Source organism: Haloarcula sp. CBA1122, assembly GCF_009741785.1.
GTDB lineage: Archaea > Halobacteriota > Halobacteria > Halobacteriales > Haloarculaceae > Haloarcula > Haloarcula hispanica.
Genome location: NZ_WPCB01000015.1, coordinates 22,022 through 46,334, shown reverse-complemented (window position 1 = coordinate 46,334; position 24,313 = coordinate 22,022). Strand labels below are relative to the sequence as shown.

The following is a 24,313-nucleotide window of genomic DNA, read 5'->3' as shown; positions in this document are numbered from 1 at the left end:
AGTCATTGTTAGATCATGTCCAGCTGGTCTTCGTTGAGCGCGAACAGGCCGTTGTCACCGCCGCTGGGGACCATCGGGAAGACGTTCTCCCCGGGGTCGATGTGGGCGTCGATGACGCTCGGGCCGTCGTAGTCGCGTGCTTCCTGTATCGTTTCCTCGACGTTCTCGTAGGATTCGAGCGTGAACCCGCGCGCGCCGAAGGCCTCGGCGAGCTTGTCGAACTGCGGGATCCACGGGTACTCGGAGGCCATCCGGCGACCCTCGTAGAAGCCGTCCTGCCACTGGCGGACCATCCCGACCGCCTCGTTGTTCAGGACGACGTAGGTGATATCGAGTTGCTCCCGAACGGCGACCGATAGGCCCTGAACGGTCATCAGGAACGAGCCGTCGCCGTCGAAGCAGACGACCTCCTGGTCCGGCGCGGCGAGTTTCGCGCCGATAGCGGCGGGCACGCCGTAGCCCATCGTCCCGAGGCCGTGGGAGGACACCCAGGTGCGGGGCTCGGTGTACTCCCAGAACTGGGAGGCCCACATCTGGTGTTGCCCGACGCCGGTACAGACGATGGTGTCGTCCGGCGTCATCTCCGAGAACTGCTCGACGACGTACTGTGGCTTCAACGGCTCGTCGTCGGGCGTGTCGTAGTCCATCGGGTACTCCTCTTTCCAGGTCTGGCACTGGTCGCGCCACTCGTCGGCGTCCGGTGCGCGCGGCATCGCGTCGAACAGCTGCCGGAGCACTTCCCGGGCGTCGCCGATGAGCGGGTAGTCGGCGTAGACGTTCTTGCTGATTTCGGCGGGGTCGATGTCGACGTGGATGACCTCCGCGTCGGGGGCGAAGGAGTCGACGCCGCCGGTCAGGCGGTCGTCGAAGCGCGTCCCGATAGCCAGCATGCAGTCGGTGTTGCTAATCGCCATGTTGGCGTAGCCGGTGCCGTGCATCCCGGCCCACTCCAGCGAGAGTTCGTGGTCCTCGGGGAAGCTCCCGATGCCGGGCATCGTCGTGATGACCGGGATCTCGTACTCCTTGGCGAACTCCCGGAGCGCGCTCGACGCGTTCGCCTTGATGACGCCGCCGCCCGAGAGGATGACCGGACGGTCGGCCTCGGCCAGCGCCTCGGCGGCCTCCTGGACGTCCTCGTCGTCGGCTTCCTCGGGCACCTCGTAGGTCTCCGGCGTCTCCGGCCTGCCGGGTTCGACCTCGGTTTCGCCCTGGGTCACGTCCTTCGGGAGGTCGACCAGCGTCGGCCCCTGCCGGCCGGCGTCGGCGAGCGCGAACGCTTCGCTGACGTCGTCGCCGACGGTGTCGGAGTCGGCGGCGAAGTAGCTCTCCTTCGTGATCGGCTGGGTGATGCCGACCGTGTCCGTCTCCTGGAAGGCGTCGTTGCCGACGAACTCCGTCGGGACCTGGCCGGTTAGTGCGATGACGGGGTCCGAGTCCATGTTGGCGTCGGCGATGCCGGTCACGAGGTTCGTCGCACCGGGGCCGGAGGTGGCGAAACAGACGCCGGGGTCGCCGGTGACGATTCCGTACGCGTCCGCCGCGTGTGAGGCCCCCTGTTCGTGGGCCATCGTGACGTGGTTGATGTCGGAGTCGTACAGCGCGTCGTAGACGGGCATGATCGCGCCGCCCTGGACGCCGAAGACGTAGTCTGTCCCGGCGTTTTCAAGCGCACGGATGACCGATTGCGCGCCCGTCGTGACCGGCTCCTGTTCTGGTTCTGACTCCGTTTCTTCCGCTTCCTTGGGGACGGATGCACGTTCGCTCATCGTGTCAGCCCTCCGTCTGTTCGTGTTCGGGGTCGATACCGCGGTGATGTGTATGCTGCGTGCATGACTGGTGACTCTGTGGTGTTCAGGCGAATCGATTCGGCCGGGGGTGAAAATGTGAAATGAGGGGCTATAGTGCCCCTACAATACGCACGCCGAGAATAGCGGTCGCGGTGCTGGCGGGTGGTCGAACCTGACGCCCAGCAGCCGCGGTCATCACATCCAAATGCAGTTCGTCCCGAATAATAAACGTTCTGTGATAGCTGTTGGCGGACAGCCACTCGGAACCGGGTACTCACCGGTAGCTGCTCACTCGTAGTGACGGCCGGAAGCGAGGTCATCGGCCTACGCCCGGACCTCCTCGCTCTCCTCGGTCACGCCGATCTCCTCGGCGAACCGTTCGAGCACCGACATGGTGACCTGTTCCTCCGCGCCGTACTCCTTGACGCGGCGGGTCACTTCTCTGACCTCCGCCTCGGTCGGGTCGTAGCCCGCGTCGACGAGCCGTTCCCGGACCGAGTGGGCCCCGGTGTGCTTGCCGAGCACGAGTTCGCGCGTGGCCCCGACCATCTCGGGGGTCATGACGCCCGGCTCGAACGTGTCGGAGTTCTCGATGACACCGGCAGCGTGGATACCGCTCTCGTGGGAGAAGGCGTTGCGCCCGACGACGGGCTTGTTCGCCGGCACCCCGATGTCGGATTTCTCCTCGACGATCCGCGATAGCTCCGTGATGCGGGTGGTGTCAATTCCGGTGTCGACGTCGTAGAGCGACTCCAGCGCCATCACGACCTCTTCGTAGGCCGCGTTGCCGGCGCGTTCGCCGATCCCGTTGACCGACACCTGCGCCTGGCTGGCTCCGGCCTCGAAGCCGGAGATGGCGTTGGCCGACGCCAGCCCGAAGTCGTCGTGCGTGTGCACGTCGATGTAGGCGTCGGTGCAGTCGTCGACGATCTCGATGAGGTCGTAGAACCGCCGCGGCGTGGCGACCCCACAAGTGTCCGGAATGTTGATCCAGTCCGCCCCCGCCGCGGACGTAGCCTCGATGACTTCGACGAGGAAGTCCTCGTCAGTCCGAGTCGCGTCCATCGGGGAGAACATGCACTCGACGCCCGCGTCTTTGATCATCTCGACACAGTCGACGGCAGTGTCGAGTGCCTCCTGACGGGTCGCATGCATGGAATCCTGCAACTGTACGTCCGACGTCGAGACGAAGGTGTGGACCATGTCCACACCAGAATCCAGAGCCGCCTCGATGTCTTTCTCGACCACACGCGCCAGTCCGCAGGTCGTCACTCGCGTGGACTCGGCGATGTCGCGTACTGCCTCGAACTCTGCATCGGAGTTGACGGGGAACCCGGCCTCGATGACGTGGGTGCCCATCTCGTCGAGCAGCGCGGCTATCTCGCGTTTGTCCTCGTAGTTGAACGACGTACGTGGTGACTGCTCACCATCGCGCAGCGTGGTGTCGAAAATCCGTGCGTCTGTAATCTCAGACGTGGAATCCAGTGTGCCCTGGAAGAACTCGATCCGCCGGAGATTCCGACGTGCCCTCGTTGTTGGACATAAGCACCCGTAACTGGATGCTTCCACTATTTATACTTGTCCATAAGGCGGTGATGCGTACACACGTCACACAGGTACGACCGCGGCCAGTGCGACTGCCGCGCGTCAGACAGGTGGGGAGGATTTTTGCTCTATCCGCCCATGTGTGTGGCTATGAGTGATTTCGAGGGGCTGGACCTACAGGCCGTGGAGGACCAGATGGATGAGGACCGTGATGGGGCCGGTAGCAATCGCGTCGTGCTCGGCGTTCTTGACGGATCGGAATCGCCCGACCAGTGGATCGACACCATCGAGAACGGGTCGGTACTGGTCCTCAACGTCGAGGGCGACCTGAACGAGCTTGCAGCCGGGTTCGCCCGACCGGTCCGCGAGGCCGGCGGCGAACTGATGCACTTCCGCGGGTTCCTGATTGTGACGCCGCCGGGGGTCAGCATCGACTCTGAGCGGCTGGATTGAGCGACACAACAGGCTGCATCCACCGAGCGGTGCTGTCGTGGGCGATACATTTCTCTGTGATGTCTATCGAAACCACGGGCGTAGCGATTTCGGCCGACGACAGAACAGCTAGCACGACCGCTCACGGCGAGAGCAGTCGCTGCAACAGGCCGTGCCACACGCGAATACCGTGGTTCCACGCTTGCCAGTAGGTGTCAAAGAAACGAGGGGAACCACTGTCAGTGTGGCGCGGTCGGGTCGTGATCTGGGTGTGGCAATCCGGGCAGCGGTAGTGCGTACTACCACACCGTTCGACCACAGCCCAGTCACCGTCGTACCTGCTCTGGTGCCCACAGTCCGGACAGAACAGCGTCGCCTTCGCGGGGACATCGTGTTCAGTCCGGGAGTCAGTCAGGGACATCCTCGACTCGAACGTGGCTCTCGATACGAAAAGAACCTACCTATGAGGGGCCTATACGGCTACTAGTACAGGGGGAGGTCATTATATTCGCATCCAGCGAGTGCATCCCCGAATATCACTGGGCGGCCACGCCGACACCAGCGGCCGCCTACGCTGATACCAGCGTCAGGTAGTGGCCGTCCCGGTCCCTGATTCGGACGCCCTCGTCGACCGATGTGACCGCAAGCGCGTCGTCAGCGACTTCCCTTGCCGTCGATTTCGGGTCTTCGGCAACGACGCCGAAGTCCACGTGGACGCCGCCGCGGGCGTCGGCGATGCCGAGCCGTGGTGACCACAACTCTAGGTCGAGGTCGCCGGTCGACAGCCTGACCCGGCCTTCGTCGCGGCCGTCGTCGACCAGTTCGAACCCTAGCGTGGTGTAGAACTCCACCGCCGAGGACAGGTCCTCGACTTCGAGGACGAGTTCGAACAGGCCGGTGACGCCATCGCCGTCGACCGCCCGCTCGCCGAGTTCCACGCAGTTGCCCTGCGGGTCGTAGAAGTACAGCGAGCGCGCGTCCCCGAAGGTGTGTTCGACCAGGTCGAAGCGCTCGTCCAGCCGGCCGTACCAGTCGTCGTACTCCCGCTCGGGAATGGTCAGTGCGTAGTGGGTGTGGAGCCCGCCGCGCGGAACCGTCCCCGGCGCGCGGAGCCTGAGTTCGGTGTCGCCGGCCGCGAGCACGGCCTCGTCTGGGCTCTCTGAGAGTACGTCGAGTTCCAGAAAGGCCTCGTAGAACGCCGTTGCACGGTCCGGATACTTCACCTCCAGTGTGAGCCAGGCGGGCGAGGAGAGCATATCGGTGCTTCGGCCGCCACCGACAAAGCCGCTGTGGACGACGTTTCGAAGGCGAAACAACCCCAGCACGCGAGTTTCCCGTTCTCGACCATTTATTCACGTCAGGCCCGTACAGAGGCGTATGCCAACCAACACGCAGGACGAAACGGCGGCGTGGCTGGAGACGAACCGCTGGGAGCGCGGCGTGAGCTACATTCCGTATCCCGACGAAATGATGGTCCGGGCGAGTCACGTCCTCAAGACGGATGCCGGCGTGTTCGTCGTCGACCCGATAGACGTCGACGGTATCGACGACCTGTTCGCCGAGTTCGGCGACGTGGCCGGCGTCGTCATCCTGTTAGACCGGCACAAACGCGACAGCGCCGCCGTTGCGAACCGACACGACGTGTCGGTGTACATCCCCGAGTGGATGTCGGGTGTCGAGGAAGACATCGACGCGCCGGTCGAACGCATGCACCGACAATTGCCGGGCACGGACTACGGCGTCCACAAGATTATCAAGAACACGTTCTGGCAAGAGGCCGCGCTGTATGGCGACGAGGACGATACGCTGGTCGTCCCCGAGGCAGTCGGGGCGGCGGACTACTTCCTCGCCGGTGACGAGCGACTCGGTGTCCACCCAATGTTGCGCCTGTTCCCTCCGAAGAAACTCTCCCGGCTGGACCCCGAGCGGGTCCTGGTCGGTCACGGAGAGGGTGTGATGGAAGGTGCCGCCGAGGACATCGCGTACGCGCTCCGCGGGTCGCGAGGCCGGACGCCGGGCCTGTACGCGAAGAACCTCAAGTCGCTCGTGCTCGGCTAAACCGACGGAAGCGACGCTGTTTTACCCGACCCGTGCGAAGGTGTGGCGTGGTCTACGTCACACGCGGACTCGTCGAGACGCTGTTACGGCTCGCCAGCGAGGCCGAACCTGACGACGTGACGATTTCGCTGGCCGTCACGCCGGCCGGAGAACTCCCGGATGCTGACTTACCGGACGAGACACCGGTGTTCACTGACTTCTATCTCCCCTCAGCCGGGGCCTCGGTGAAGGCGGTGTTCGGCGTCGACCTTGGAACGCCGGCCGGCCAGACACAGGGCCGATTCGTTTCCCACCCCGACGGGTACATGGGCGTCAGCAAGACCGACGACCTGCACGAGGTGATCTTCGTCGGCATCCCGCCGTGGGATATCGACGCCTTCGGAGCCTTCGACAGATCCGGGCAGGAACAGGAGGTCACGGTTCTCGACGTCGAGCCTCCGGAAAAGTATCCGCAGTAGCGTTCCGTCTCCGGAGCGGTTACTCCAAGTAGCCCAGGTCCCGCAACTGGTCGGTGATATCCTGGAACTGCGCTTCGGTCAGTTCGCCTTCCCGCTGGTGCTGGACGACGATACTCCGGAGCAGGAACCGAACGAGATCAGAGGTGCTGGAGAAACTCGTCCCCTCGATGGTCTCTTCGACGCGCTCCGCGAGGTCCTTCGGAATCGATACTGTGGTGTAATCGGACATATCGGCACGGAAGCGTGCCGGCGGGATATGCGTTGTGTCCCAGCTTACCGCGGGTCCGTGGCCTCAGTGTCGAACTGGCCCATCGTGGCGTGATTGGTCGGCGAGAACATCTTCGGCGCGCGGCGGGACTTGCTCTCCGCGTCGTCGAAGGGCAGCGTGGTTGTCGGGTACGAGTCGTCGTTTCGGGGGGTCGTGATTCGTGTTGTCATCCTGGGGGTCGTGTCGGCCGGCGTCTGTGGTTTGTGGGCAGTGCAGTGTGAGGGTCGCGTGAGGGGCGTACATCGGATACAAGCATTGAGTATCACCACCTTTTGCCCCATCCATAATAAATGTTCATGATGGAGCCGCGGAATATAATGTGTCATGGTAACGAACATCTTGATAGAAGATAACGCAGTCACCAACGGAGGCCAGGATAAAACTGCTTCCCAGACTGGAGACGCTAACGTGGCCTGTCTGTCCTGTGGCGGCCAGATGGAACGGCGCTGAAACGACCGGCTCAGACGACGAACTGAATCTCGTACTCAGTCAGGTTCTCGTAGCCATCGGCAGTGACGACGGCGATATCTTCGATTCTGACCCCGCCGACATCGGGGTCATAGAGGCCGGGCTCGATAGTGACGATGTGTCCCGGTTCGAGTTCGCCGCCATTCGGTGCCAGCCGTGGAAGCTCGTGGACGTCCAGCCCGACGCCGTGGCCCGTGCTGTGGATGAACCCTGTCTCCGTTCGGTCGTCATCACGCAACGTCGGCTCGCCGGCGTCCTCGTACACGTCACAGACAGCGTCGTGTACGTCTTTGCCGGTCGCACCGGGTTCCAGCGCATCGAACGCCGCTTCCATCGCCCGCTCGGTGAGGTCGTACCACTCCCGCACCGTCTCGCTTGGCTCGCCTTTGACGAACGTCCGCGTCATGTCGGCGTGGTACTTCGTCGCCTTGTCCTTCGGGAAGATGTCGATGATAACCGGCTCGTGGGCGACGAGCGGCCCGCTCCCAGAGTCGTGAGGGTCCGCAGCGTCCGCCCCGCAGGCGACGATAGTCTCGTCCAGCGAGCAGCCGTGCCGGAGCAGCGTCACCTCGATCTCCTCTTTCACCCGCTCGCTCGTCAGCGTCTCGCCGTCAATTTCGAGCGTGTCGTCCTCGGCAATCTCTGACGCCTCAAGCAGCGATTCGGCCGCCTGCATCGCCGCCTCGTTGGCCCGCTGTGCCGTCCGGACGTAGTCGACTTCGGTCTCGGTCTTCGTCGCGCGGATCTCCGTGACGATGCCGTCGGTGTCGGCCGTCACGTCGACACCACGTTCGCGCAGGCCGTCCGCAGTCCGGAGCGGGAACCGCGGGGGTACGGCCACGCTGTCCACATCGTAGGACGCGAGGAAATCCGCGAGGACGTGCGAGACTGCCTCCTCGGGACCGTACTCCTCGACCTTCTTCTGGTGGTCGAAATCGACGTACCGTTCGACGGTCTCGGCTCGCGATTCACGCTTGGCGCGACCGAACTCCAGACTCCGCGGGAAGAGGAGATGTGTGTCGCCGTCGTACAGCGTGATGAACGGGTCCGGCGCGTCGAAGCCAGAGAGGTAGTACTGGTCTGACACCTCGGAATCCGCATCGAGGAGGTAGCCGTCGACGCCGGCGTCATCGAGATATGCGTCCAGTGCTGCGAGGTCAGGTTCCATACGTGTCAGTCTGGCCCCCATCCCCATATACGTCTCCCACTGAGCCGCTCGGCGGCCCGACATATGGCCACGAATGGCATACCGATGCAGTTTGGCCGCTCATTTATTGACGGTCCAGCCCCTCAATACTAGTAATGAGTGACTTGTCCGGTGAAGACGTAACTGTCGTCGGTGGCGGCATCGGTGGCCTCTCCGCCGCGTGCTATCTGGCGGACGCAGGCGCGGACGTCTCGCTACTGGAGAAAAACGAGCAACTCGGGGGCCGCGCCTCCCGGCTGGAGGTGGACGGGTTCCGGTTCGACATGGGTCCGTCGTGGTATCTGATGCCCGACGTGTTCGAGCGGTTCTTCGCGTACTTCGGGAAAGAGCCACGCGATTACTACGACCTCCAGCGGCTCGACCCGCACTACCGCATCTTCTTCAAGGACGGCGACCGGATCGACGTGACCGGCGACAACGCCGAGATGGCCCGGAAGTTCGAGGAGTACGAACCCGGCGCGGGCGAGGCGTTCGAAGACTACCTCGCGACGAGCGAACGTCACTACGAGACGGCGATGAACAAGTTCGTCTACGAGGACCGCTCGGAGCTGCGCGACTGGATTGACCTCGATGTGATGACTGCCGCTCCGGTCGGGCTCCAGCTTATCGGCTCGATGCAGGGCCACGTCGAGGACTACTTCGAGCACCCGAAGCTCCAGCAGATCATGCAGTACACGCTGGTCTTCCTCGGTGGCTCTCCGCGGACGACGCCAGCGCTGTACAACATGATGAGCCACGTCGATTTCAACCTCGGCGTGTACTACCCCGACGGCGGCGTCGGCGCGGTCGTCGACGGCCTCGTCGAACTCGGCGAGGAACTCGGCGTCACCTACGAGACCGACGCCGAAGTCGACGAGATTTCCCGGCGGAAGGATGGATTCCTCGTGGAGACAGTCCACGGCGACACGACCCACCCCGACGAAGTGGTCGTCAACGCCGACTACGGCCACGCCGAACGGGAACTCCTGCCCGACCACGAGCGCCAGTACGACGACGATTACTGGGACGACAAAACGTACGCACCGTCCGCTTTCCTCATGTACATGGGTGTCGAGGGCGACGTGGAGCCCCTGAAGCACCACACGCTCGTCCTGCCGACGGACTGGGACCCCCACTTCGACGACATCTTCGACGAGCCCGCGTGGCCCGATGACCCGGCGTACTACCTCTGTGTGCCCTCGAAAACCGACGACACCGTCGCCCCAGACGGGCACTCGAACCTGTTCGTTCTGGTCCCAATCGCGCCGGGCCTGCACGACGGCGACGAGATCCGCGAGGAGTACCGCGAGAAGGTGCTTGCCGACATCGCTGACAACACCGGCGTCGACCTGCGCGACCGCATCGTCTACGAGAAGCAGTTTGCCGTCTCCGACTTCGGCGAGCGGTACAACGCCACGGAGGGCACAGCTCTCGGGCTGGCACACACACTCCGCCAGACCGCCCTGCTGCGACCCAACAACCGCTCGTCGGCCGTCGACGGCCTCTACTTCACGGGGTCGTTCACGACGCCCGGCATCGGCGTGCCGATGTGTCTCATCAGCGGCGAACACACCGCAGAGGCGCTCATCGAGGATATCGCCTGAGTAATGCCCGAACTCCCGACCGACCGCATCACCGCCGTCATTCCGCCGGAGGAGACGCTGGTGGGGTACCTGTTGCGGCTCTCCCGGCCGCGGTTCTGGCTGTACCTCGGCGGCCCGGTCATCGTCGGCGTCAGCTACGCGGCCGACGGCCCGGGCGAACTGTTCTCGCCGCTGGCTATCGCGCTGTTTCTGTACTTCACCATTCCCGGGAACGTGTTTCTCTACGGGGTCAACGACATCTTCGATGCCGACATCGACGAGCACAATCCCAAGAAGGACGAGGGCCGAGAGGTCAGCTACCGCGGTGACAGCGCCGTCACAGCCATCGTCGTCGCAAGCGGCGCGCTCGCGTTGGTGTTCGTCCTCGGGCTGCCGATGCTCGGGGTCGTGGCCCTGCTCGCCTGGGTTGCGCTCTCTGTCGAGTACTCGGCCCCGCCGCTGCGGTTCAAGACGACGCCGTTCCTTGATTCCATCTCGAACGGGCTGTACATCCTGCCGGGCGTCATCGGCTACGCCGCTATCGAAGGAGCGGCCCCGCCAGCGACGGCGGTCGCCGGCGCGTGGCTCTGGGCGATGGGGATGCACACCTTCTCGGCGATTCCCGATATCGAACCCGACCGCGAGGCCGGCATCCAGACGACGGCGACGTTTCTGGGCGAGTCAAACACCTACTACTACTGCGTGATGTGCTGGCTCACGGCCGCGTTCGTGTTCACCTACACCCACTGGGTGTTCGGCCTGATACTGCTCGTCTACCCCGGCCTCGTGTTCGGGATTCTCGGCATCGGCGTCGACATCGACGAAGCCTACTGGTGGTACCCCGCCATCAACACCGTCGTCGGCATGGTGTTCACACTCATCGCGCTGTGGGTGATGCTGTATGGGTAGCGGCGAGGACCGGACCATAGCGGGCTGGACGCTCCCCGAGACAAGGACCGACGCGACCGCGCAGTTCGACCAGTTCGTCACCGAGAACCGCTTTACCATCGCCGTCGTTTTCCCGCTCGTCGGCGCTGTCACCCTGCTTGCCAGCGCCGAGGGACTGTTGCCCGACCCGCTCGCGTTCAACCCCTACTTCGTCCTGTTCGGAACGTTCGTGATGCGGTTGCCTCTCGTGGCCGGTGTCTTTCCGCTCGTGGACCGCCGGGCCGGGCTGGCGCTGGTCGCGCTGACGCTCTACTCCTACGGCATCGAACTCGTCGGTGTCCGGACCGGCTGGCCCTACGGCGAGTTCACGTACGGCGTCGACCTTGGCCCGATGCTGCTGGGCGAGGTGCCGTTCGGGCTCCCGGTCTTCTTCTTCCCGCTGGTCCTGAACGCCTACCTGCTCGTCCTGCTGTTGCTCGGCAACAGGGCGGCGTCAACCGCGGTTCGGCTGCTGGCGACGCTGGCGACGGTCATGCTCGTCGACCTCGTGCTCGATCCGGGTGCCGTGGCAATCGGTTTCTGGACCTACGAGATGCCCCAGTTCTACGGCGTCCCGTGGCAGAACTACACCGGCTGGCTCCTCTCTGGATCGGTCGCCGTCCTGCTGTTCGACCTCGGGTTCGACCGTGCGGGGCTCCGACAGCGACTCCGGGATTGCCCGTTCATGCTCGACGACCTGGTGAGCTTCGTCCTGCTGTGGGGCGGTATCAACCTCTTTTATGCGAACTGGGTGCCTGTCGGCCTGGCCGCGCTGCTGGGGGCCGGCCTGCTGTGGACGGACCGCTTCGACTTCGACCTCTCGGAGACGCGGCTCGGTCGGGCCGTCTGGCGGTAACCTCCGGGCTCGCTGTCGCTCTCCCGACCACGACAGTGAGACAGGCCAAGCGTTTAAGCGACCGCGTAGGTAGGTGGACGTATGGAGCGAATCCCGTTCGGAATCCGGCAGCTCGACTCCATCATCAACGGTGGAGCGCCCGCCGGGAGCGTCGTCCTGCTGTCCGGCGAGGCCGGCGCTGGCTCCCGGGAGTTCATGCATACGAGCGCACTCATCAACGGGCTCGAACAGGTGGACGGGGAGTTGCACGACCTCTACTACGGCGACCGCTCGGCCGACGCTGTTGCCCCGGACGAAGTCCACTACATCTCCTTTACAACAAGCGAGTCGCAACTGGTCAGCGAGATGCGGCTGGCGATGGACGACGACGTGGTCGACAAGGGAAGCCAGGCGGTCGAGTTTCACGACCTCTCGGAGCGGTACTTCCACATCAGTCCGGTGCCGCGAGAGTGGTACGCCAGGGAGACCGCGTCAATCACCGACCTCCGGGCGCGCCACGAGCGGGATGACCTGCTCGGCACGCTCGGGATGGTATTGAACGACGTGGCGGCGAACAATCTCGTCGTCATCGACTCGCTGTCTGACCTCGTTAGCGCGACGGACGAGGAAGTCAGCTGGTCGGACGTCAGCTCGCTCGTCCAGGGAATCCAGAAGGCAGCCCACCAGTGGGGGGGCCTTATCCTCTTGCACGTCAATCCGGAGACGATATCGTCGACCCGACACGGGCAGCTCGTCGACGCATCCCACGGCACGATGGAGTTCGCGTGGGAGTCCGGCGGTTCCACCCGGGCTCGGACCCTCGTCGTCCAGCAGTTCCGCGGCGTCCTCTCGCAGATAGAGGACGAGGACATCGTGCAGTTCGAGACCGAACTGGGCGATGCCGGCTTCGATATCAGCGACGTGCGCAAGATTCGGTAGCGATAGTCGGCAGCAGAGATGCCCGTAACTGTCGGAAAAAGACAACGAGCCGCGTGCTGACGGTTCGCTCCCGCTCTCGGTATCTGAAATCGGCGACAAACCCTTATCAGTCTTGTTCGTCAAGAGTGTCGTAATGTCCTCCGAGTCGACTGATGACGGAGGAGTGTACGTCGAGCTATCTGCAGATCTAGACGAGTGGCTGACCGAGCAGGCCGAGACGCTCGGCGTGCCTCGCGACGCCGTCATGGAGCAACTGCTGGCCGCATATATGACAGCGGCCGACTCGGACGATGAGATGGACGACCTCATTCAGCCATCGGCGGACGAGTTGGATGCCGTCGTCGCCGCAACCGTGGACGAGAAGCTGAACGGCTCAGTCGAAGCAGCGACCGAGAGCGCTGTCAGTTCCCAGCTCCCCGATATCGTCGACACGGTGGAACGCCAACTCGCAGAGCGGTTCGACGCGCTCGAAGCGGACTTTCAGACGAAGATCGAAGACGTCCGCGAGCGCGTCGTGCAGGTCAAACGGGAGGCCGACGCGAAAGCGCCGGCCGACCACGGCCACGAAGAGTTCGACCGCATCGATGCACTCACACAAGAGATCGAAGATATCGAGGCGGAACTCGCCGCGCTTCGGGGCGACGTGACCGAGTCGCTCGAAACAGAGAACGAGCGAGTCGCTGACATCGACAGCCGACTCGACGATGTCGAAGACAAACTCACCCGCGTCGCCTGGGTCGTCAGCGACCTCCGCGACGACCAGGGCGGCCGGGACCAGAATCAGAAAGCGGTCGACCGGCTGAAACGCGCCGCGGCCCAGGAGAACATCTCGACGGCACGCTGTTCGAACTGTGACGAGCAGGTCGAGATCGGACTGTTGACCGAACCCCAGTGTCCACACTGCAACACGACGGTGTCGGACGTCCGGCCTGAGGGCGGCATTATCCGCTCGAAGGCGCGGCTAGTGGCCGCAGCACAGCTTGAACCGGGAGAGACCAATGAGTGACGACGAGCGAGACCCCTTCGAAGAGCTCGACCCGGATGACGACCGCGAGGGCGACCCGTTCGAGCGCCTCGGTGCGGGGCCTGACGACGCGGACGGCTCGGCAGACGCACGCCAGCCACCCGACGACGGTTGGCCGGGCAGCGAATCGAGCGACGAACCGGCCGACGGTGCGTCCGAGGCGGAACCCGATGCAACCGATGCTGACGACCTGCTCTCGGCTGTCGACACGGAAGAGTTCCGTTCAGATTCGGCACCTGAATCGGACAGTCCCCTTTCGGGGTCCTCACCCGACCCGGACGACCCCTTCTCGGGAATGGACGAGCGCGGCGAGGACCCTTCGGGAGCGGCGAGAGCGCGTTCGAGCGGGTCGACGTCGATCACATCGACGCGGACAAGGTGTGGGCGGAAATCGCCGAGGACGGCGACGACAAGACTACACCCGAGAGCCGCTACGCGGAGGTATCGAAACACCGCTACTGTGAGCAGTGTGAACACTTCTCCGCACCGCCGAACGCGCACTGCACGAACGAGGGGACCGAGATCATGGAGTTCCTCGACATGGAGACGGTCCGGCTACTGGACTGTCCGGTCGTCGCCGAGCAACACGAGATCGAGGACGAGCAGTAACGGCTTTTTGCCTCGGTGTCCGACGGGCGTGTATGCAGTTCTGCGACGACTGTGGTTCGATGATGCACGCCGACGGTGACGAGATGGTCTGTCAGTCCTGTGGTGCGCGAGTTACCAAAGACGAGGACCGCGCGGCCGAGTTCGTCAGCACGGACGAACAGAGCGGCGACGAACTGATAGAGACCGAGGAGGGCTCGAACTTCGAAGGGAAGCCCACGGCTGACGACGTGACCTGTGAGGAATGCGGACACGGGAAAGCGTGGTACACCATCAAACAGACCGGGTCGGCCGACGAACCGCCGACGCGCTTTTTCAAATGCCAGGAGTGTGGCCACCGGTGGCGGGAGTACAACTAGAGCAGCGAATCCAGAATCCGGAGCTCTTCCTCCTCGGATATCTTGTCGGAGTCCATACACGCGTGGACGACCTTGTGAACGAGTTCGGGCTCCTGAAACGGCTCTGGCGAGCCGCCGCCGTCCGTGACGGTTTCGACCTGTCCTTCGAGTTCAGCCAACTGTGCGGAGAGGTCCTCGACGGTTGACTGGAACGTAGTCAGCGTGGTGTTCACCTCGCCGGCCGCTGTCTCGACTTCCGTTGGCGAGCGGTCGCCGTCGTCGGGCGCAGTATCAGGGCCTGACGCTTGACTGTCGGCTCCGTCGGGGTTGTCTGTTGACTCCGGCGATTGGGTATCGGGTGTCTGGGTTTCTGCCTCGTCCGAGATCGTCGCTGATTCGGCTTCTCCGTCGCTGAACACGGCGTTTGCGAACGCTTCTCGGTTCGCCCAGTCGAACCCGTCGATCCCGTTGACGCGGTTGCTCACCGTCGAGGCAGTGACGCCGAGCTTCTCCGCGAGGTCCCGCTGGGACGCGGTGGGGTGTTTCTGGATTGCTCGGATCGTCTCACGTTCTGTCGACGAGAGGTCCGCAGGGGCTGGATATGACTGTGACTCCGTCGACGGTTCACTCTCTGACTGGGCGGCCGTTTCCGTCTCGTCGGCCTCAGCCGGGTCGCCGTGTTCCTCAAGAACTCGCTCGACCAGTTCCGCTGTTGCACTCGGTACTTCGGCCGCAAGCTCTGCGATGGATGCCTCGGGGTTCTCAGCCGCTACATCGAGTATTTGCTTGTGACGCATCGATTTAGGGGCCGTTCGGCCATTCGTTGATTTGCTCATTGATATCACCACGTAGGGATGGTACCGCCACCCGATCCCCCAACCTGATACACATTTGACTGAAACCAATGGAATTGTCAAAAGCTTTTGGTTAGTCACAAACATTAATTAAGATGTTATTTAATCTGACATCACCTGCCTCATCAGCGACACAGACTACCCAGATCGAGGAGACAGGTCTATTCCGGCCGAACTGGAATCAGTCGGTCAAAACTGAACCCGTACCTTCTGAAAGCATTTATCCGGGGCAGGGCAACGCAGAGCCATGTACCGCCGTCGCGTTCTGGCACTCTGCGGACTGGCTATCACCGGTGCAGGATGTCAGGGTGAAACCGAGGACACCGGGACAGTGACGCCGATGCCGTCACCAGGCGTCAGCGAAACCGACATTGGGTCGCCGCCCAGTGTGACCGTCACGGACGCCGTGGTGGCGCCAGGCGTCGTGATTCCTCGCACTGACTCTATCAGCGTTGAACCGACAGGCGGCCAGTTTCTCGTGCTCACGACGACCATCGAGGGCTCGGGAGTGGACCGGGGCGCGTTCTCGCTCAGATTCGATGGGTCGACGTACAGCCCCGAGACGTTCAGGAACGGTCTGTATCGCGACGGCGAGTGGGGCCGACAGTTCACCGAGGCCGGTGGGCCGCTGGTCTTCGACCTGCCCGAAACCGGCTCAGCTAGCGACGCCCGACTGTCTTGGCCCGGCGGGGAGTGGACGATGCCGAAGACAGTTCAGAACAGACTCGAAGCACCGTTGCCGTCGTTCGACGTTACTCTCGACGGACCGGAGCGTGTCACTGAGCCAGCCATGCCGACGCTTGAGATAACAGTCACGAACACGGGCGACACCGCAGGTCGGTACGTCCTCGCACTCAACCGAACCGGCCCACGCGTCGCCTACGCGCCTGTCGGCCGGTTTGATAGGGTACTGGAGCCAGGAGAAACAGCGGGTATCACGCACGACGCTAAGACACCGTACGTCGACGATACGGAGCCGCGTGAAGTCACGTATCATCTGCGGGCCCCGGACGATAACAACGACGCGACACACCGGATCAAGCCGGTCGACGAGGAAACCGCGACCGAGTCGTAGCGACTCATCGGTTCGAAAGCCGTCTTTCCGTCGCAGAAAGTCACCGGACAGCCGTGTGTTGGCGCAGGAGCGCCGCCTCAGACCCCTTCGAGGTCGGACCGGTACTCGTTGATCTGGTCGTCGGCGTCGTCGATGGCTTCGGTCACGTCTTCCGCGTCGCCACTGCTGAGGTCGTTGAGCGCCGACTGGATGCGGGCGAGTCGGCCGTGGTCCGGGCCGCGTTCGTCGGTCGCGAGGGAGTCGAGCTGGGCAGCGAGTTCGGCGAGGCGCTCGCTCGCCTCGTCGCTGTCAGTGTCTTCGGCCGCTGATTCGAGCAGTTCACTCGCGGACGCGAGTTCGTCGCGTGTCATACGTGGGGATTTACAGATGGGGACTAAAACGGTTCGGCTTACGGAAGTGGGTTTATTTAAATAGATCAGTGGGCATCGAGCAACCGGGCATGACTGGCCGGTTCGCTGCCATCGCGATAGCGATGACCTGTGGTCGACAGGACAGGAAACGTTTACCCCGCACCCGCCCGCAAACGCGCCATGGCGAATTTCCTCTTTTGTTCGTTGGACGCGGCGCTCATCGGTGACATCGCCTGGCAGGTCAGCCGGGAGGGACACGACGTCCGGTACTACATCGAAGCCGACAGCGATCAGGAGATCGCCGACGGGTTCGTACCGAAGACCGACGACTGGCGGGGCGACCTCGGCTGGGCCGATGTCGTCGTCTTCGACGACATCTGGGTCGGCGGCGACATCGGCACCGGTGAACTCACACGGGAACTCCGGGCCGAAGGCCACGCCGTCGTTGGCGGGACACCCAACACAGATGCGCTCGAAGAGGACCGCGGCTACGCGATGGAGGTCCTCGAAGACCACGGTGTCAACACTATCGAGCATCACGTCTTCGAGGACTTCGACGCCGGCATCAAGCACGTCCAGGAGAACCCTGCGCCGTACGTCATCAAACCGCTCGGGGAAGTCCAGAACGTCAAGCGACTGCTCTACGTCGGGAACGAGGACGACGGCAGCGACATCGTCGATGTGCTTCGAGCGTACAAGAAGGCGTGGGGTCACCGGATGAAAGGGTTCCAGCTCCAGCGGAAGGTCGAGGGCGTCGAAATCGCCGTCTGTGGTTTCTTCAACGGCGAGTCGTTCGTCGAACCGATCAACTTCAACTTCGAGCACAAGAAGCTGTTTCCGGGCAACATCGGTCCCTCGACCGGCGAGATGGGTACTTCGATGTTCTGGGCCGGCCGGAACGAACTGTTCGCGGAGACACTCGGCAAGGTGGAAGGCTGGCTCGCCGACGAGGGGTACGTCGGCAGCATCGACATCAACTGCATCGTCAACGAGGACGGTATCTATCCGCTGGAGTTCACGCCGCGGTTCGGGTACCCCACAATCACGCTCCAAGAGGAGTCGTTCGAATCAGAAACAGGCCAGTTCTTCCTCGATCTGGCGAACGGGCGCGACCCCGAACTGGAGGTCCACCGCGGGTATCAGGTCGCGGTTCGGGTCGTCCTCCCGCCGTTCCCGTTCGACGACCAGAAGACGTACGACGAGAACTCCCGCAACGCCGCGGTCGTCTTCGGATCCGACAGCCGCGAGGGCATCCACATCGAGGACGCGAAGCGCGTGCCCGTCGAGGGCACGGACCGCGCGACCGGCGAGAGAAGCGAGTCAGGAGCGGCGGTCGACGGGCAGTGGCGCGTGGCTGGCGAGAGCGGGATGCCGCTGGTCGTCACGGGCAAAGGCGATACGATGCAGGGGGCGCGGGAGCAGGCTTACGGGCGCGTCGACGATATCCTCATTCCGAACTGTTACTACCGCGACGACATCGGCGAGCGGTGGATAGAGGGCGACGGGGACCGCCTGCAGGCATGGGGCTATCTCGGCCCTGCTGTGTAGCGACGTGCAGGATAGCGTTCCTGTCTGACCGAGCTTTGGCACGCGCCGAACGTGGACCTTTATGTGTGTAACACATACCCATGATTGACGAATGGACGCACAAACTGAACGGTCGCCGCTACACGTCTCGCACACCGACCACGACGACGGCTGGACGGTCGCTGTCGACCTCGACTCGCTTCAGGTCAGCGACGACCATGTGACAGTCGATATCATCGGGACGGAAGCCATCGTTGCCGTCGACGCCCCGCACCTCCAGACGGAGTTCGACGTCGACCTGCCGGCCGCCGGCGCGGTCCAGACACTCAGAAACGGCGTGCTCACGCTATCGAAGCGGAGCTAGCGCTGTCGCGGGCCACTTGTTCAGCCGCAGTCTCGCAGTTGTGACAGCAGCACAATACGACGTGACTCCACAAGGAATTTGAGCGTGATGCTGGAAGCGTTCAGTGATGACCACCCCTCCCGACCAGGACCCGCCGACGGTTCTGGGCTCGGTGCCACCGCTTCGTGCGTGGATTCGAACGTTTCTCATCGGCCTCTGTATGGGCAGCGCGGACGGGGTCCCCGGTGTTTCCGGGGGCACAATCGCGCTCATCGCCGGGGTCTACGAGCGACTCATCGCCGCGATTACCGCCGTTACGCCGGGCCGCGTAATACGGTTCGTTCGCGCTCTCACGCCGCTAGACGGCGGTGTTGATTTGCGCGGTGCGTTTGCCGAACTCCTCGAACTCGACATCTGGTTCCTCCTCGCGCTGGTCGCCGGCGTCGGTACCGCCGTCGTCATCGTAACACACATCGTCACCGTCGCCAGCCAGGAGACGCCGGCGTTGCTTTTCGGCTTCTTCTTCGGCCTCATCGCCGCCTCCGCGGTGGTGTTGCTGCGCAGTCTCACGGTCGAGTCGCCGTTCCAGATAGGGGCCGGCGTCCTCGGGTTTCTGCTTGCGTTCTACGTGTCCGGCGTCTCGAACACCGCCGCCGACGGCGGCAGTCTCGCACTCGTCTTCATCGCCGGCATGATCGGCGTCAGCGCGATGATTCTGCCCGGCATCTCGGGATCGCTGTTGCTCGTCATCCTCGGGCAGTACGACAGGATGTCAATGGCGCTCGCCGACTTCGTGGACGCGCTCATTGCGCTCGCCACCGGCGGGCCAGCCGAAGACGTGACAACGACCGCCGTGCCGGTCGTGACGTTCATCGTCGGCGGGCTGGTCGGCCTGTTCACCATCGCACGCGTCGTCCGTCGGGCACTGGAGTACAACCGCCGGGCAACGCTGGCCTTCCTCGTCGCGCTCGTCGTCGGCGCACTCCGCGCTCCGGTCGTGAAGGTCCGGAGTGAAGTCGGCTTCTCGACGGACGTTCTCATCGCGTTCGTCGCTGCCGCCGCTATCGGCGCGGCCTTCCTGCTCGCGCTCGACTGGTACGCCGTCGACCTCGACCTGGATAAGATCTAAACAGGTTCAGAAGCCCCAGGCGCGGCGGTACTGCGGCGGCCCCTCTATCTCGTCGGTCGCGTCGAGTTCCCTCGCGGCATTCATCGTGAAGTACGGGTCCCGGAGGTGCTCGCGGCCGACGATAGCCATATCGGCCCGGTCGTTAGCGATAACGGCTTCGGCCTGTTCGGGGGTCGTGATGCCGCCGACAGCGCCGACGGCGATGTCCGACTTCGTTTCCTCTCGGATCCGCTCGGCGTACCGGAGCTGGTAGTTCGGGCCGGCGTAGTCGGGGCGGGATTCGGGGTGGATGCCGCCGCCGCTCACGTCGATGAGGTCCACGCCGATGTCGGCGAGTCGGTCCGACAGTCGCACGGAGTCCTCGACGGTCCAGGAATTGCGGTCGGGAAGCCAGTCCGTCGCGGAAATACGGACGAACACCGGCTTGTCGTCGGGCCAGACCTCGCGGACGGCGGTCGTGATTTCACGGACCAGTCGCGTGCGGCCCTCGAAGTCGCCGCCGTAGTCGTCCTCGCGGTGGTTCGTCACCGGCGAGAGGAACTGATGCAAGAGGTAGCCGTGGGCGGCGTGGACCTCTGCGACCTCGAAGCCGGCGTCGAGCGCGTGCTCGGCGGCGGCGCGGAACGAGTCGATGACCGCCTCGATGCCGTCCTGATCGAGCGCTGTTGTCGGCGGAGCCTCACCGTCTTCGTACGGCCAGGGGTCGTCACTCGGTCCGACGACTTCCCAGCCGCCGTCGTCGGGTTGGAGCGGGTCGTGGCCGTCCCACGGTCGTTCGATAGAGGCTTTCCGCCCAGCGTGGGCTAACTGGATGCCCGGTACGCTGCCCTGTTCGGTGATGAACTCCGTAATCGGTTCCAGCGCCGCCGCGTGCTCGTCGCTCCAGATACCCAGGTCCTCCGGGGAGATGCGGCCGCGGGCTTCGACAGCAGTTGCCTCGGTCATGACCAGACCCGCGCCGCCAACGGCACGAGAGCCGAGATGCGTGCGGTGCCAGTCGGTGGCGAGGCCGTCGCGGGCCTCACAGGAGTACTGGCACATTGGAGAGACCATGACGCGATTCGGGACTGTCGTCTCGCGGAGTTCCAGCGGTGAGAACAGTGCAGTCATCGACGGGGGTTTGCTGCCGAGACAGATAACCGCACTGGCGGCTGCAAGAGTCGTCGTTAGTGCCGGTAGCTCGTACTGAAAGGCCACATAGCTCGGCCTCTATTCAGTCAGTGAGGCACCGGTGTTCCGGGGCGCGACGACGCGAACCGTTCCGTCGACATCGGCCGCATCGAGTGCCAGCACACCCGCGTCACGGGCCTCCGATTCGTAGTCCGCTGTCGTCAGTCCCCAGACGGTTGGCCCCCAAGAGCTCTGGCCGGCCCCGGAGATGACCGGGGCGCTCGCCAGTGACTCGACGAGTGCGCCGGCTGGCGGGCGGTAGACGCCGCCCTGTTCGTCAGCGTACCACGCGCCGTTGAGTCGGCCCAGCCGCGCCGCGGCCTGCCCGAAGTCGTCGTGGTCTCTGGTGGCAATCGCGGGGAGCAGCCGCCGGGTCAACAGCGTCGAGATCTCGTCGGCGATGCCGGGGTCGGCGCGCTCGACGGCCTGCCGCATGCTCTGGTCCTCTGCTGCTCCGCTCTGGCCGGGGTCGGTGTCCGGGACGACGATGACAAAGCGCCAGTGTGCGGGGACGTGGTGATGGGCCAGCACCGGCGGCACGTCCCAGTCACCTTCTGTTGGGGGTTCGGCCGTGAACCGCTCCGTTGGGTGCCCGCCGTCGATGACGAACCCACCCGATTCAAACGCGGCCACGCCGACGCCGCTCCGGCCGCCCCGTCCCAGTTGCGGCGCGTAGGTCCGTGCGTCAGCGGTCCGGTCGTAGGCCCGAACGACGGCGATGAGCGTCGCCAGCGAGAGCTGGGTGCCACTTCCCAGGCCGACGTGTCGCGGGAACCGCTCCTCGACAGAGACGGCCGCGCCAGGTACGTCGAGCGCATCGACGACGCGCCGGACGTACGGTTCGGTCGCCGGGTCGTCACACTGGACTGTGTCGGCTCGTGTCGCCTCGACGGTCAGCCGCGGCTCGTCGAGGGCAAGCCCGACACCGCCATAGAGGCGCTCGTGGGCGAGCGAGAGGTTCTGAAACCCGAAATGAAGTCGCGCAGCGTCGTGACCGTCGGCATACCGCGGCGGAAGTTCCCGACGGAAAAGAACCTGCTGTCACCGGTGGGTTTCGCCGTGCTCTCATGTGGGACGTTAGCGTGAGTACAAGTTATTTAAGGTTGCCCATGGCCTCGGTGAAATATGAGCAATCAGGAGCGGCAAGAACGTCCGGAAAAAGACCCGGACCTGCGGAGTACCGAGGTGACGGAGGGATACGAGAAAGCCCCCCACCGCGCGATGTTCCGCGCGATGGGCTACGACGACGAGGACCTCTCCTCGCCGATGATCGGCATCGCGAACCCCGCCGCCGACATCACGCCATGTAACGTCCATCTCGACGACGTGGCTGACGCTGCCTACGAGGGTATCGACGACACCGAAGGGATGCCGATCGAGTTCGGGACCATCACAATCTCCGATGCCATCTCGATGGGGACCGAGGGGATGAAGGCGTCGCTCATCTCCCGCGAGATAATCGCAGACTCCGTCGAACTCGTCACCTTCGGCGAGCGCATGGACGGTATCGTTACCATCGGCGGCTGTGACAAGAACATGCCCGGGATGATGATGGCCGCAATCCGGACGGACCTGCCCAGCGTCTTCCTCTACGGCGGCTCTATCATGCCCGGCGAGCACGACGGCCGCGAGGTCACTATCCAGAACGTCTTCGAAGGTGTGGGCGCGGTCGCCGACGGAGAGATGAGCGAGGGCGAACTCGACGAGATGGAACGCCACGCCTGCCCCGGTGCGGGCTCCTGTGGCGGGATGTTCACCGCCAACACGATGGCGTCTATCTCCGAAGCGCTCGGCTTCGCGCCGCTGGGGTCGGCCTCTCCGCCGGCCGAACACGAGTCCCGCTACGAGGAGGCCCGCCGGGCCGGCGAACTCGCCGTCGAGGTGGTGCAGGAACGCCGCAGCCCCTCGGATTTCCTCACCCGCGAATCGTTCGAGAACGCCATCGCCCTGCAGGTCGCGGTCGGCGGGTCGACCAACGCCGTTCTCCACCTGCTCGCGCTCGCGGCGGAGGCCGGCATCGACCTCGATATCGAGACGTTCAACGAGATCAGCGCCCGCACGCCCAAGATCGCCGACCTCCAACCCGGCGGCGAGAAGGTCATGAACGACCTCCACGAGGTCGGCGGCGTCCCGGTCGTGCTGAAGGCGCTGAACGACGCCGGCCTGCTCCACGGCGACGCACTCACCGTCACTGGCAACACAATCGAGGAAGAACTCGAACACATCGACCCGCCGGCAGTCGAAGACCTCGATGTGGACTACCTCCACACGGTCGAGGACCCGATCCACGAGCGCGGCGCGATCCGCATCCTCTCGGGCAACCTCGCGCCCGACGGTTCGGTCATCAAGATCACGGGCGAGGACCACCTCCATCACGAGGGTCCGGTCCGCGTGTTCGAACAGGAGGAGGGGGCTATGGAGTACGTGCAGGAAGGCCGCGTCGAGTCCGGCGACGTGATCTGTATCCGCAACGAGGGGCCACAGGGCGGCCCCGGCATGCGCGAGATGCTGGGCGTGACCTCAGCCGTCGCCGGCCAGGGTCACGCTGAGGACGTGGCGCTGTTCACCGACGGCCGCTTCTCCGGCGCGACTCGGGGCTTCTCTATCGGCCACGTCGCCCCCGAGGCGTTCGTCGGCGGCCCCATCGCCGCGCTGGAGGACGGCGATACCGTCACCATCGACATCGACGACCACGAACTGTCGGTCGACCTCACCGACGAGGAGATCGAGCAGCGCCTCGAAGACTACGACCCTGAACCGACGTACGACAGCGGCGTGCTGGCGAAGTACCACAGCGACTTCGGCTCCGCGGCGAACGGCGCGGTGACGAACCCCGGCGCGAAGTGGGACTGAGACTGTCCCGAATTTCGCCACCACGAACATCGTACAGTAGTCACAGCCAACAGTGTGAGAAACCGACGACAGTGGCGTCAGGTGGCGGGTCGACTGACGAACGCCGCCGAAGCAGGTCGCTGGCAGAACTAGGCGCCGTCAGAACCGAACGGAGTCGTCAGCGTGGCGGCACAGACTTACGTCCGTGTGACCGTGATGAGCCCCTCTTTGAGCGCCGCTTCGAACCGCTCGTCCAGTGTCATCTGATCCCAGCCGTCCGGCTGGTCCTCTGTGGCGATCTCGGAAAGTGACTCGACCAGCGACCTGTGGAGGAACCGACCGTTCTCGCCGCACTCGCTGCAGGTCCTGATGATCGACCGAACCTCGAAGTTCCGCTCGACGGCGTCCTGGCATCGGGCGCACACGTACGTTTCGGACACACCTGACTATACGCCGCCCGGATACTCGGATGTTGTGAATCCTTTCAAGTGTGTGTCAGTATTGACTATCGACTGCCCCGTCAACGGCCCGTTGTCTCGAATATCACGCCACTGTTCTCTGGTCGGGAGACAACCATCG

At 64.1% G+C, this 24,313-nt stretch carries 25 protein-coding genes and 2 pseudogenes; 15 read left to right on the top strand and 12 right to left on the bottom strand.

What is annotated here, in order from left to right; genetic code table 11:
* Positions 1-8: 8 nt before the first annotated feature.
* Positions 9-1,766, bottom strand: coding sequence for a biosynthetic-type acetolactate synthase large subunit (gene ilvB, locus GJ630_RS08170; protein WP_191449675.1), 1,758 nt, complete (start codon positions 1,764-1,766; stop codon positions 9-11).
* Between the two features lie 345 nt (positions 1,767-2,111).
* Positions 2,112-3,356 (bottom strand): LeuA family protein, encoded by a 1,245-nt coding sequence (locus GJ630_RS08165; RefSeq protein WP_014039970.1) that lies wholly within the window; start codon positions 3,354-3,356, stop codon positions 2,112-2,114.
* A gap of 126 nt (positions 3,357-3,482) precedes the next feature.
* Here GJ630_RS08165 and GJ630_RS08160 point away from each other — a divergent pair, with 126 nt between their 5' ends.
* Positions 3,483-3,785 carry a DUF5779 family protein gene (locus tag GJ630_RS08160; protein WP_005535188.1) on the top strand — a complete coding sequence of 101 codons (303 nt, stop codon included), beginning with the start codon at positions 3,483-3,485 and terminating at the stop codon, positions 3,783-3,785.
* 121 nt (positions 3,786-3,906) lie between these two features.
* On the opposite strand, the gene GJ630_RS19970 is transcribed toward GJ630_RS08160, so the two are convergent.
* The gene (locus GJ630_RS19970; RefSeq protein WP_004962635.1) at positions 3,907-4,185 is read right to left on the bottom strand and encodes a hypothetical protein; all 279 of its coding nucleotides are present in this window, start codon (positions 4,183-4,185) and stop codon (positions 3,907-3,909) included.
* A gap of 148 nt (positions 4,186-4,333) precedes the next feature.
* Entirely contained in the window at positions 4,334-5,020 is a 687-nt protein-coding gene (locus GJ630_RS08150; RefSeq protein WP_191449674.1) for a VOC family protein, read from the bottom strand.
* 121 nt (positions 5,021-5,141) lie between these two features.
* On the opposite strand from GJ630_RS08150, the gene GJ630_RS08145 reads away from it, so the two are divergent.
* Positions 5,142-5,822, top strand: coding sequence for a hypothetical protein (locus tag GJ630_RS08145; protein WP_014039966.1), 681 nt, complete (start codon positions 5,142-5,144; stop codon positions 5,820-5,822).
* Between the two features lie 47 nt (positions 5,823-5,869).
* Positions 5,870-6,280: a hypothetical protein gene (locus GJ630_RS08140; RefSeq protein WP_014039965.1), complete on the top strand. Its 411-nt coding sequence runs from the start codon at positions 5,870-5,872 to the stop codon at positions 6,278-6,280.
* Positions 6,281-6,299: 19 nt separating this feature from the next.
* Here the strand turns inward: GJ630_RS08140 and GJ630_RS08135 are convergent, their stop codons facing one another.
* The 3 genes from GJ630_RS08135 to GJ630_RS08130 all read right to left on the bottom strand — a co-directional run bounded on the left by GJ630_RS08135 (position 6,300) and on the right by GJ630_RS08130 (position 8,184).
* Entirely contained in the window at positions 6,300-6,509 is a 210-nt protein-coding gene (locus GJ630_RS08135) for a ribbon-helix-helix domain-containing protein (RefSeq protein ID WP_008309988.1), read from the bottom strand.
* A 44-nt stretch (positions 6,510-6,553) separates the two neighbouring features.
* Positions 6,554-6,718 (bottom strand): hypothetical protein, encoded by a 165-nt coding sequence (locus GJ630_RS19490; protein WP_008309989.1) that lies wholly within the window; start codon positions 6,716-6,718, stop codon positions 6,554-6,556.
* Positions 6,719-7,008: 290 nt separating this feature from the next.
* Complete coding sequence (locus GJ630_RS08130) at positions 7,009-8,184, bottom strand: Xaa-Pro peptidase family protein (protein WP_014039964.1); 1,176 nt, start codon at positions 8,182-8,184, stop codon at positions 7,009-7,011.
* A gap of 134 nt (positions 8,185-8,318) precedes the next feature.
* Between GJ630_RS08130 and crtD the strand changes: the two genes are divergently transcribed.
* The 7 genes and pseudogenes from crtD (at position 8,319) to GJ630_RS08095 (ending at position 14,475) form a co-directional block, all read left to right on the top strand.
* Positions 8,319-9,806, top strand: coding sequence for a carotenoid 3,4-desaturase (gene crtD, locus GJ630_RS08125; RefSeq protein WP_146417406.1), 1,488 nt, complete (start codon positions 8,319-8,321; stop codon positions 9,804-9,806).
* A gap of 3 nt (positions 9,807-9,809) precedes the next feature.
* Positions 9,810-10,694, top strand: a complete 885-nt coding sequence (locus tag GJ630_RS08120; RefSeq protein WP_191449673.1) for a prenyltransferase — start codon at positions 9,810-9,812, stop codon at positions 10,692-10,694.
* Positions 10,687-11,568: a bisanhydrobacterioruberin hydratase gene (gene cruF, locus GJ630_RS08115; RefSeq protein ID WP_014039961.1), complete on the top strand. Its 882-nt coding sequence runs from the start codon at positions 10,687-10,689 to the stop codon at positions 11,566-11,568. Before GJ630_RS08120 ends, cruF begins: the two co-directional genes overlap by 8 nt.
* An 81-nt stretch (positions 11,569-11,649) precedes the next feature.
* Positions 11,650-12,486, top strand: a complete 837-nt coding sequence (locus GJ630_RS08110; protein ID WP_014039960.1) for an HTR-like protein — start codon at positions 11,650-11,652, stop codon at positions 12,484-12,486.
* 133 nt (positions 12,487-12,619) lie between these two features.
* Positions 12,620-13,492, top strand: a complete 873-nt coding sequence (locus GJ630_RS08105; protein WP_191449672.1) for a hypothetical protein — start codon at positions 12,620-12,622, stop codon at positions 13,490-13,492.
* A pseudogene (locus tag GJ630_RS20505) lies at positions 13,485-14,119 on the top strand (hypothetical protein). Before GJ630_RS08105 ends, GJ630_RS20505 begins: the two are co-directional and overlap by 8 nt.
* 32 nt (positions 14,120-14,151) lie before the next feature.
* Positions 14,152-14,475, top strand: a complete 324-nt coding sequence (locus GJ630_RS08095) for a transcription factor S (protein ID WP_014039957.1) — start codon at positions 14,152-14,154, stop codon at positions 14,473-14,475.
* Here the strand turns inward: GJ630_RS08095 and GJ630_RS08090 are convergent.
* On the bottom strand, positions 14,472-15,251 hold the full coding sequence (locus tag GJ630_RS08090) for a winged helix-turn-helix domain-containing protein (RefSeq protein ID WP_014039956.1): 780 nt from the start codon (positions 15,249-15,251) through the stop codon (positions 14,472-14,474). The genes GJ630_RS08095 and GJ630_RS08090 overlap by 4 nt on opposite strands.
* 304 nt (positions 15,252-15,555) lie before the next feature.
* Between GJ630_RS08090 and GJ630_RS08085 the strand changes: the two genes are divergently transcribed.
* Positions 15,556-16,383, top strand: coding sequence for a hypothetical protein (locus GJ630_RS08085; RefSeq protein ID WP_191449671.1), 828 nt, complete (start codon positions 15,556-15,558; stop codon positions 16,381-16,383).
* A 77-nt stretch (positions 16,384-16,460) separates the two neighbouring features.
* Here GJ630_RS08085 and GJ630_RS08080 read toward each other — a convergent pair whose 3' ends face one another.
* The gene (locus GJ630_RS08080) at positions 16,461-16,733 is read right to left on the bottom strand and encodes a hypothetical protein (protein ID WP_008310011.1); all 273 of its coding nucleotides are present in this window, start codon (positions 16,731-16,733) and stop codon (positions 16,461-16,463) included.
* A gap of 180 nt (positions 16,734-16,913) precedes the next feature.
* On the opposite strand from GJ630_RS08080, the gene GJ630_RS08075 reads away from it, so the two are divergent.
* The 3 genes from GJ630_RS08075 (at position 16,914) to GJ630_RS08065 (ending at position 19,732) form a co-directional block, all read left to right on the top strand.
* Positions 16,914-18,281 (top strand): phosphoribosylamine--glycine ligase, encoded by a 1,368-nt coding sequence (locus GJ630_RS08075; RefSeq protein WP_050037782.1) that lies wholly within the window; start codon positions 16,914-16,916, stop codon positions 18,279-18,281.
* Between the two features lie 91 nt (positions 18,282-18,372).
* Positions 18,373-18,624, top strand: coding sequence for a hypothetical protein (locus tag GJ630_RS08070; protein WP_008310015.1), 252 nt, complete (start codon positions 18,373-18,375; stop codon positions 18,622-18,624).
* 106 nt (positions 18,625-18,730) lie between these two features.
* The gene (locus tag GJ630_RS08065; protein ID WP_014039952.1) at positions 18,731-19,732 is read left to right on the top strand and encodes a DUF368 domain-containing protein; all 1,002 of its coding nucleotides are present in this window, start codon (positions 18,731-18,733) and stop codon (positions 19,730-19,732) included.
* 6 nt (positions 19,733-19,738) lie between these two features.
* Here the strand turns inward: GJ630_RS08065 and GJ630_RS08060 are convergent, their stop codons facing one another.
* Entirely contained in the window at positions 19,739-20,842 is a 1,104-nt protein-coding gene (locus tag GJ630_RS08060; protein WP_191449670.1) for an NADH:flavin oxidoreductase/NADH oxidase, read from the bottom strand.
* A gap of 99 nt (positions 20,843-20,941) precedes the next feature.
* Positions 20,942-21,906 (bottom strand): annotated as a pseudogene (locus GJ630_RS08055) (beta-ribofuranosylaminobenzene 5'-phosphate synthase family protein).
* Positions 21,907-22,027: 121 nt separating this feature from the next.
* On the opposite strand from GJ630_RS08055, the gene ilvD reads away from it, so the two are divergent.
* The gene (gene ilvD / locus GJ630_RS08050) at positions 22,028-23,755 is read left to right on the top strand and encodes a dihydroxy-acid dehydratase (protein ID WP_064288443.1); all 1,728 of its coding nucleotides are present in this window, start codon (positions 22,028-22,030) and stop codon (positions 23,753-23,755) included.
* Between the two features lie 176 nt (positions 23,756-23,931).
* On the opposite strand, the gene GJ630_RS08045 is transcribed toward ilvD, so the two are convergent.
* Positions 23,932-24,174, bottom strand: a complete 243-nt coding sequence (locus tag GJ630_RS08045) for a hypothetical protein (protein WP_023843189.1) — start codon at positions 24,172-24,174, stop codon at positions 23,932-23,934.
* Positions 24,175-24,313: the final 139 nt, after the last annotated feature.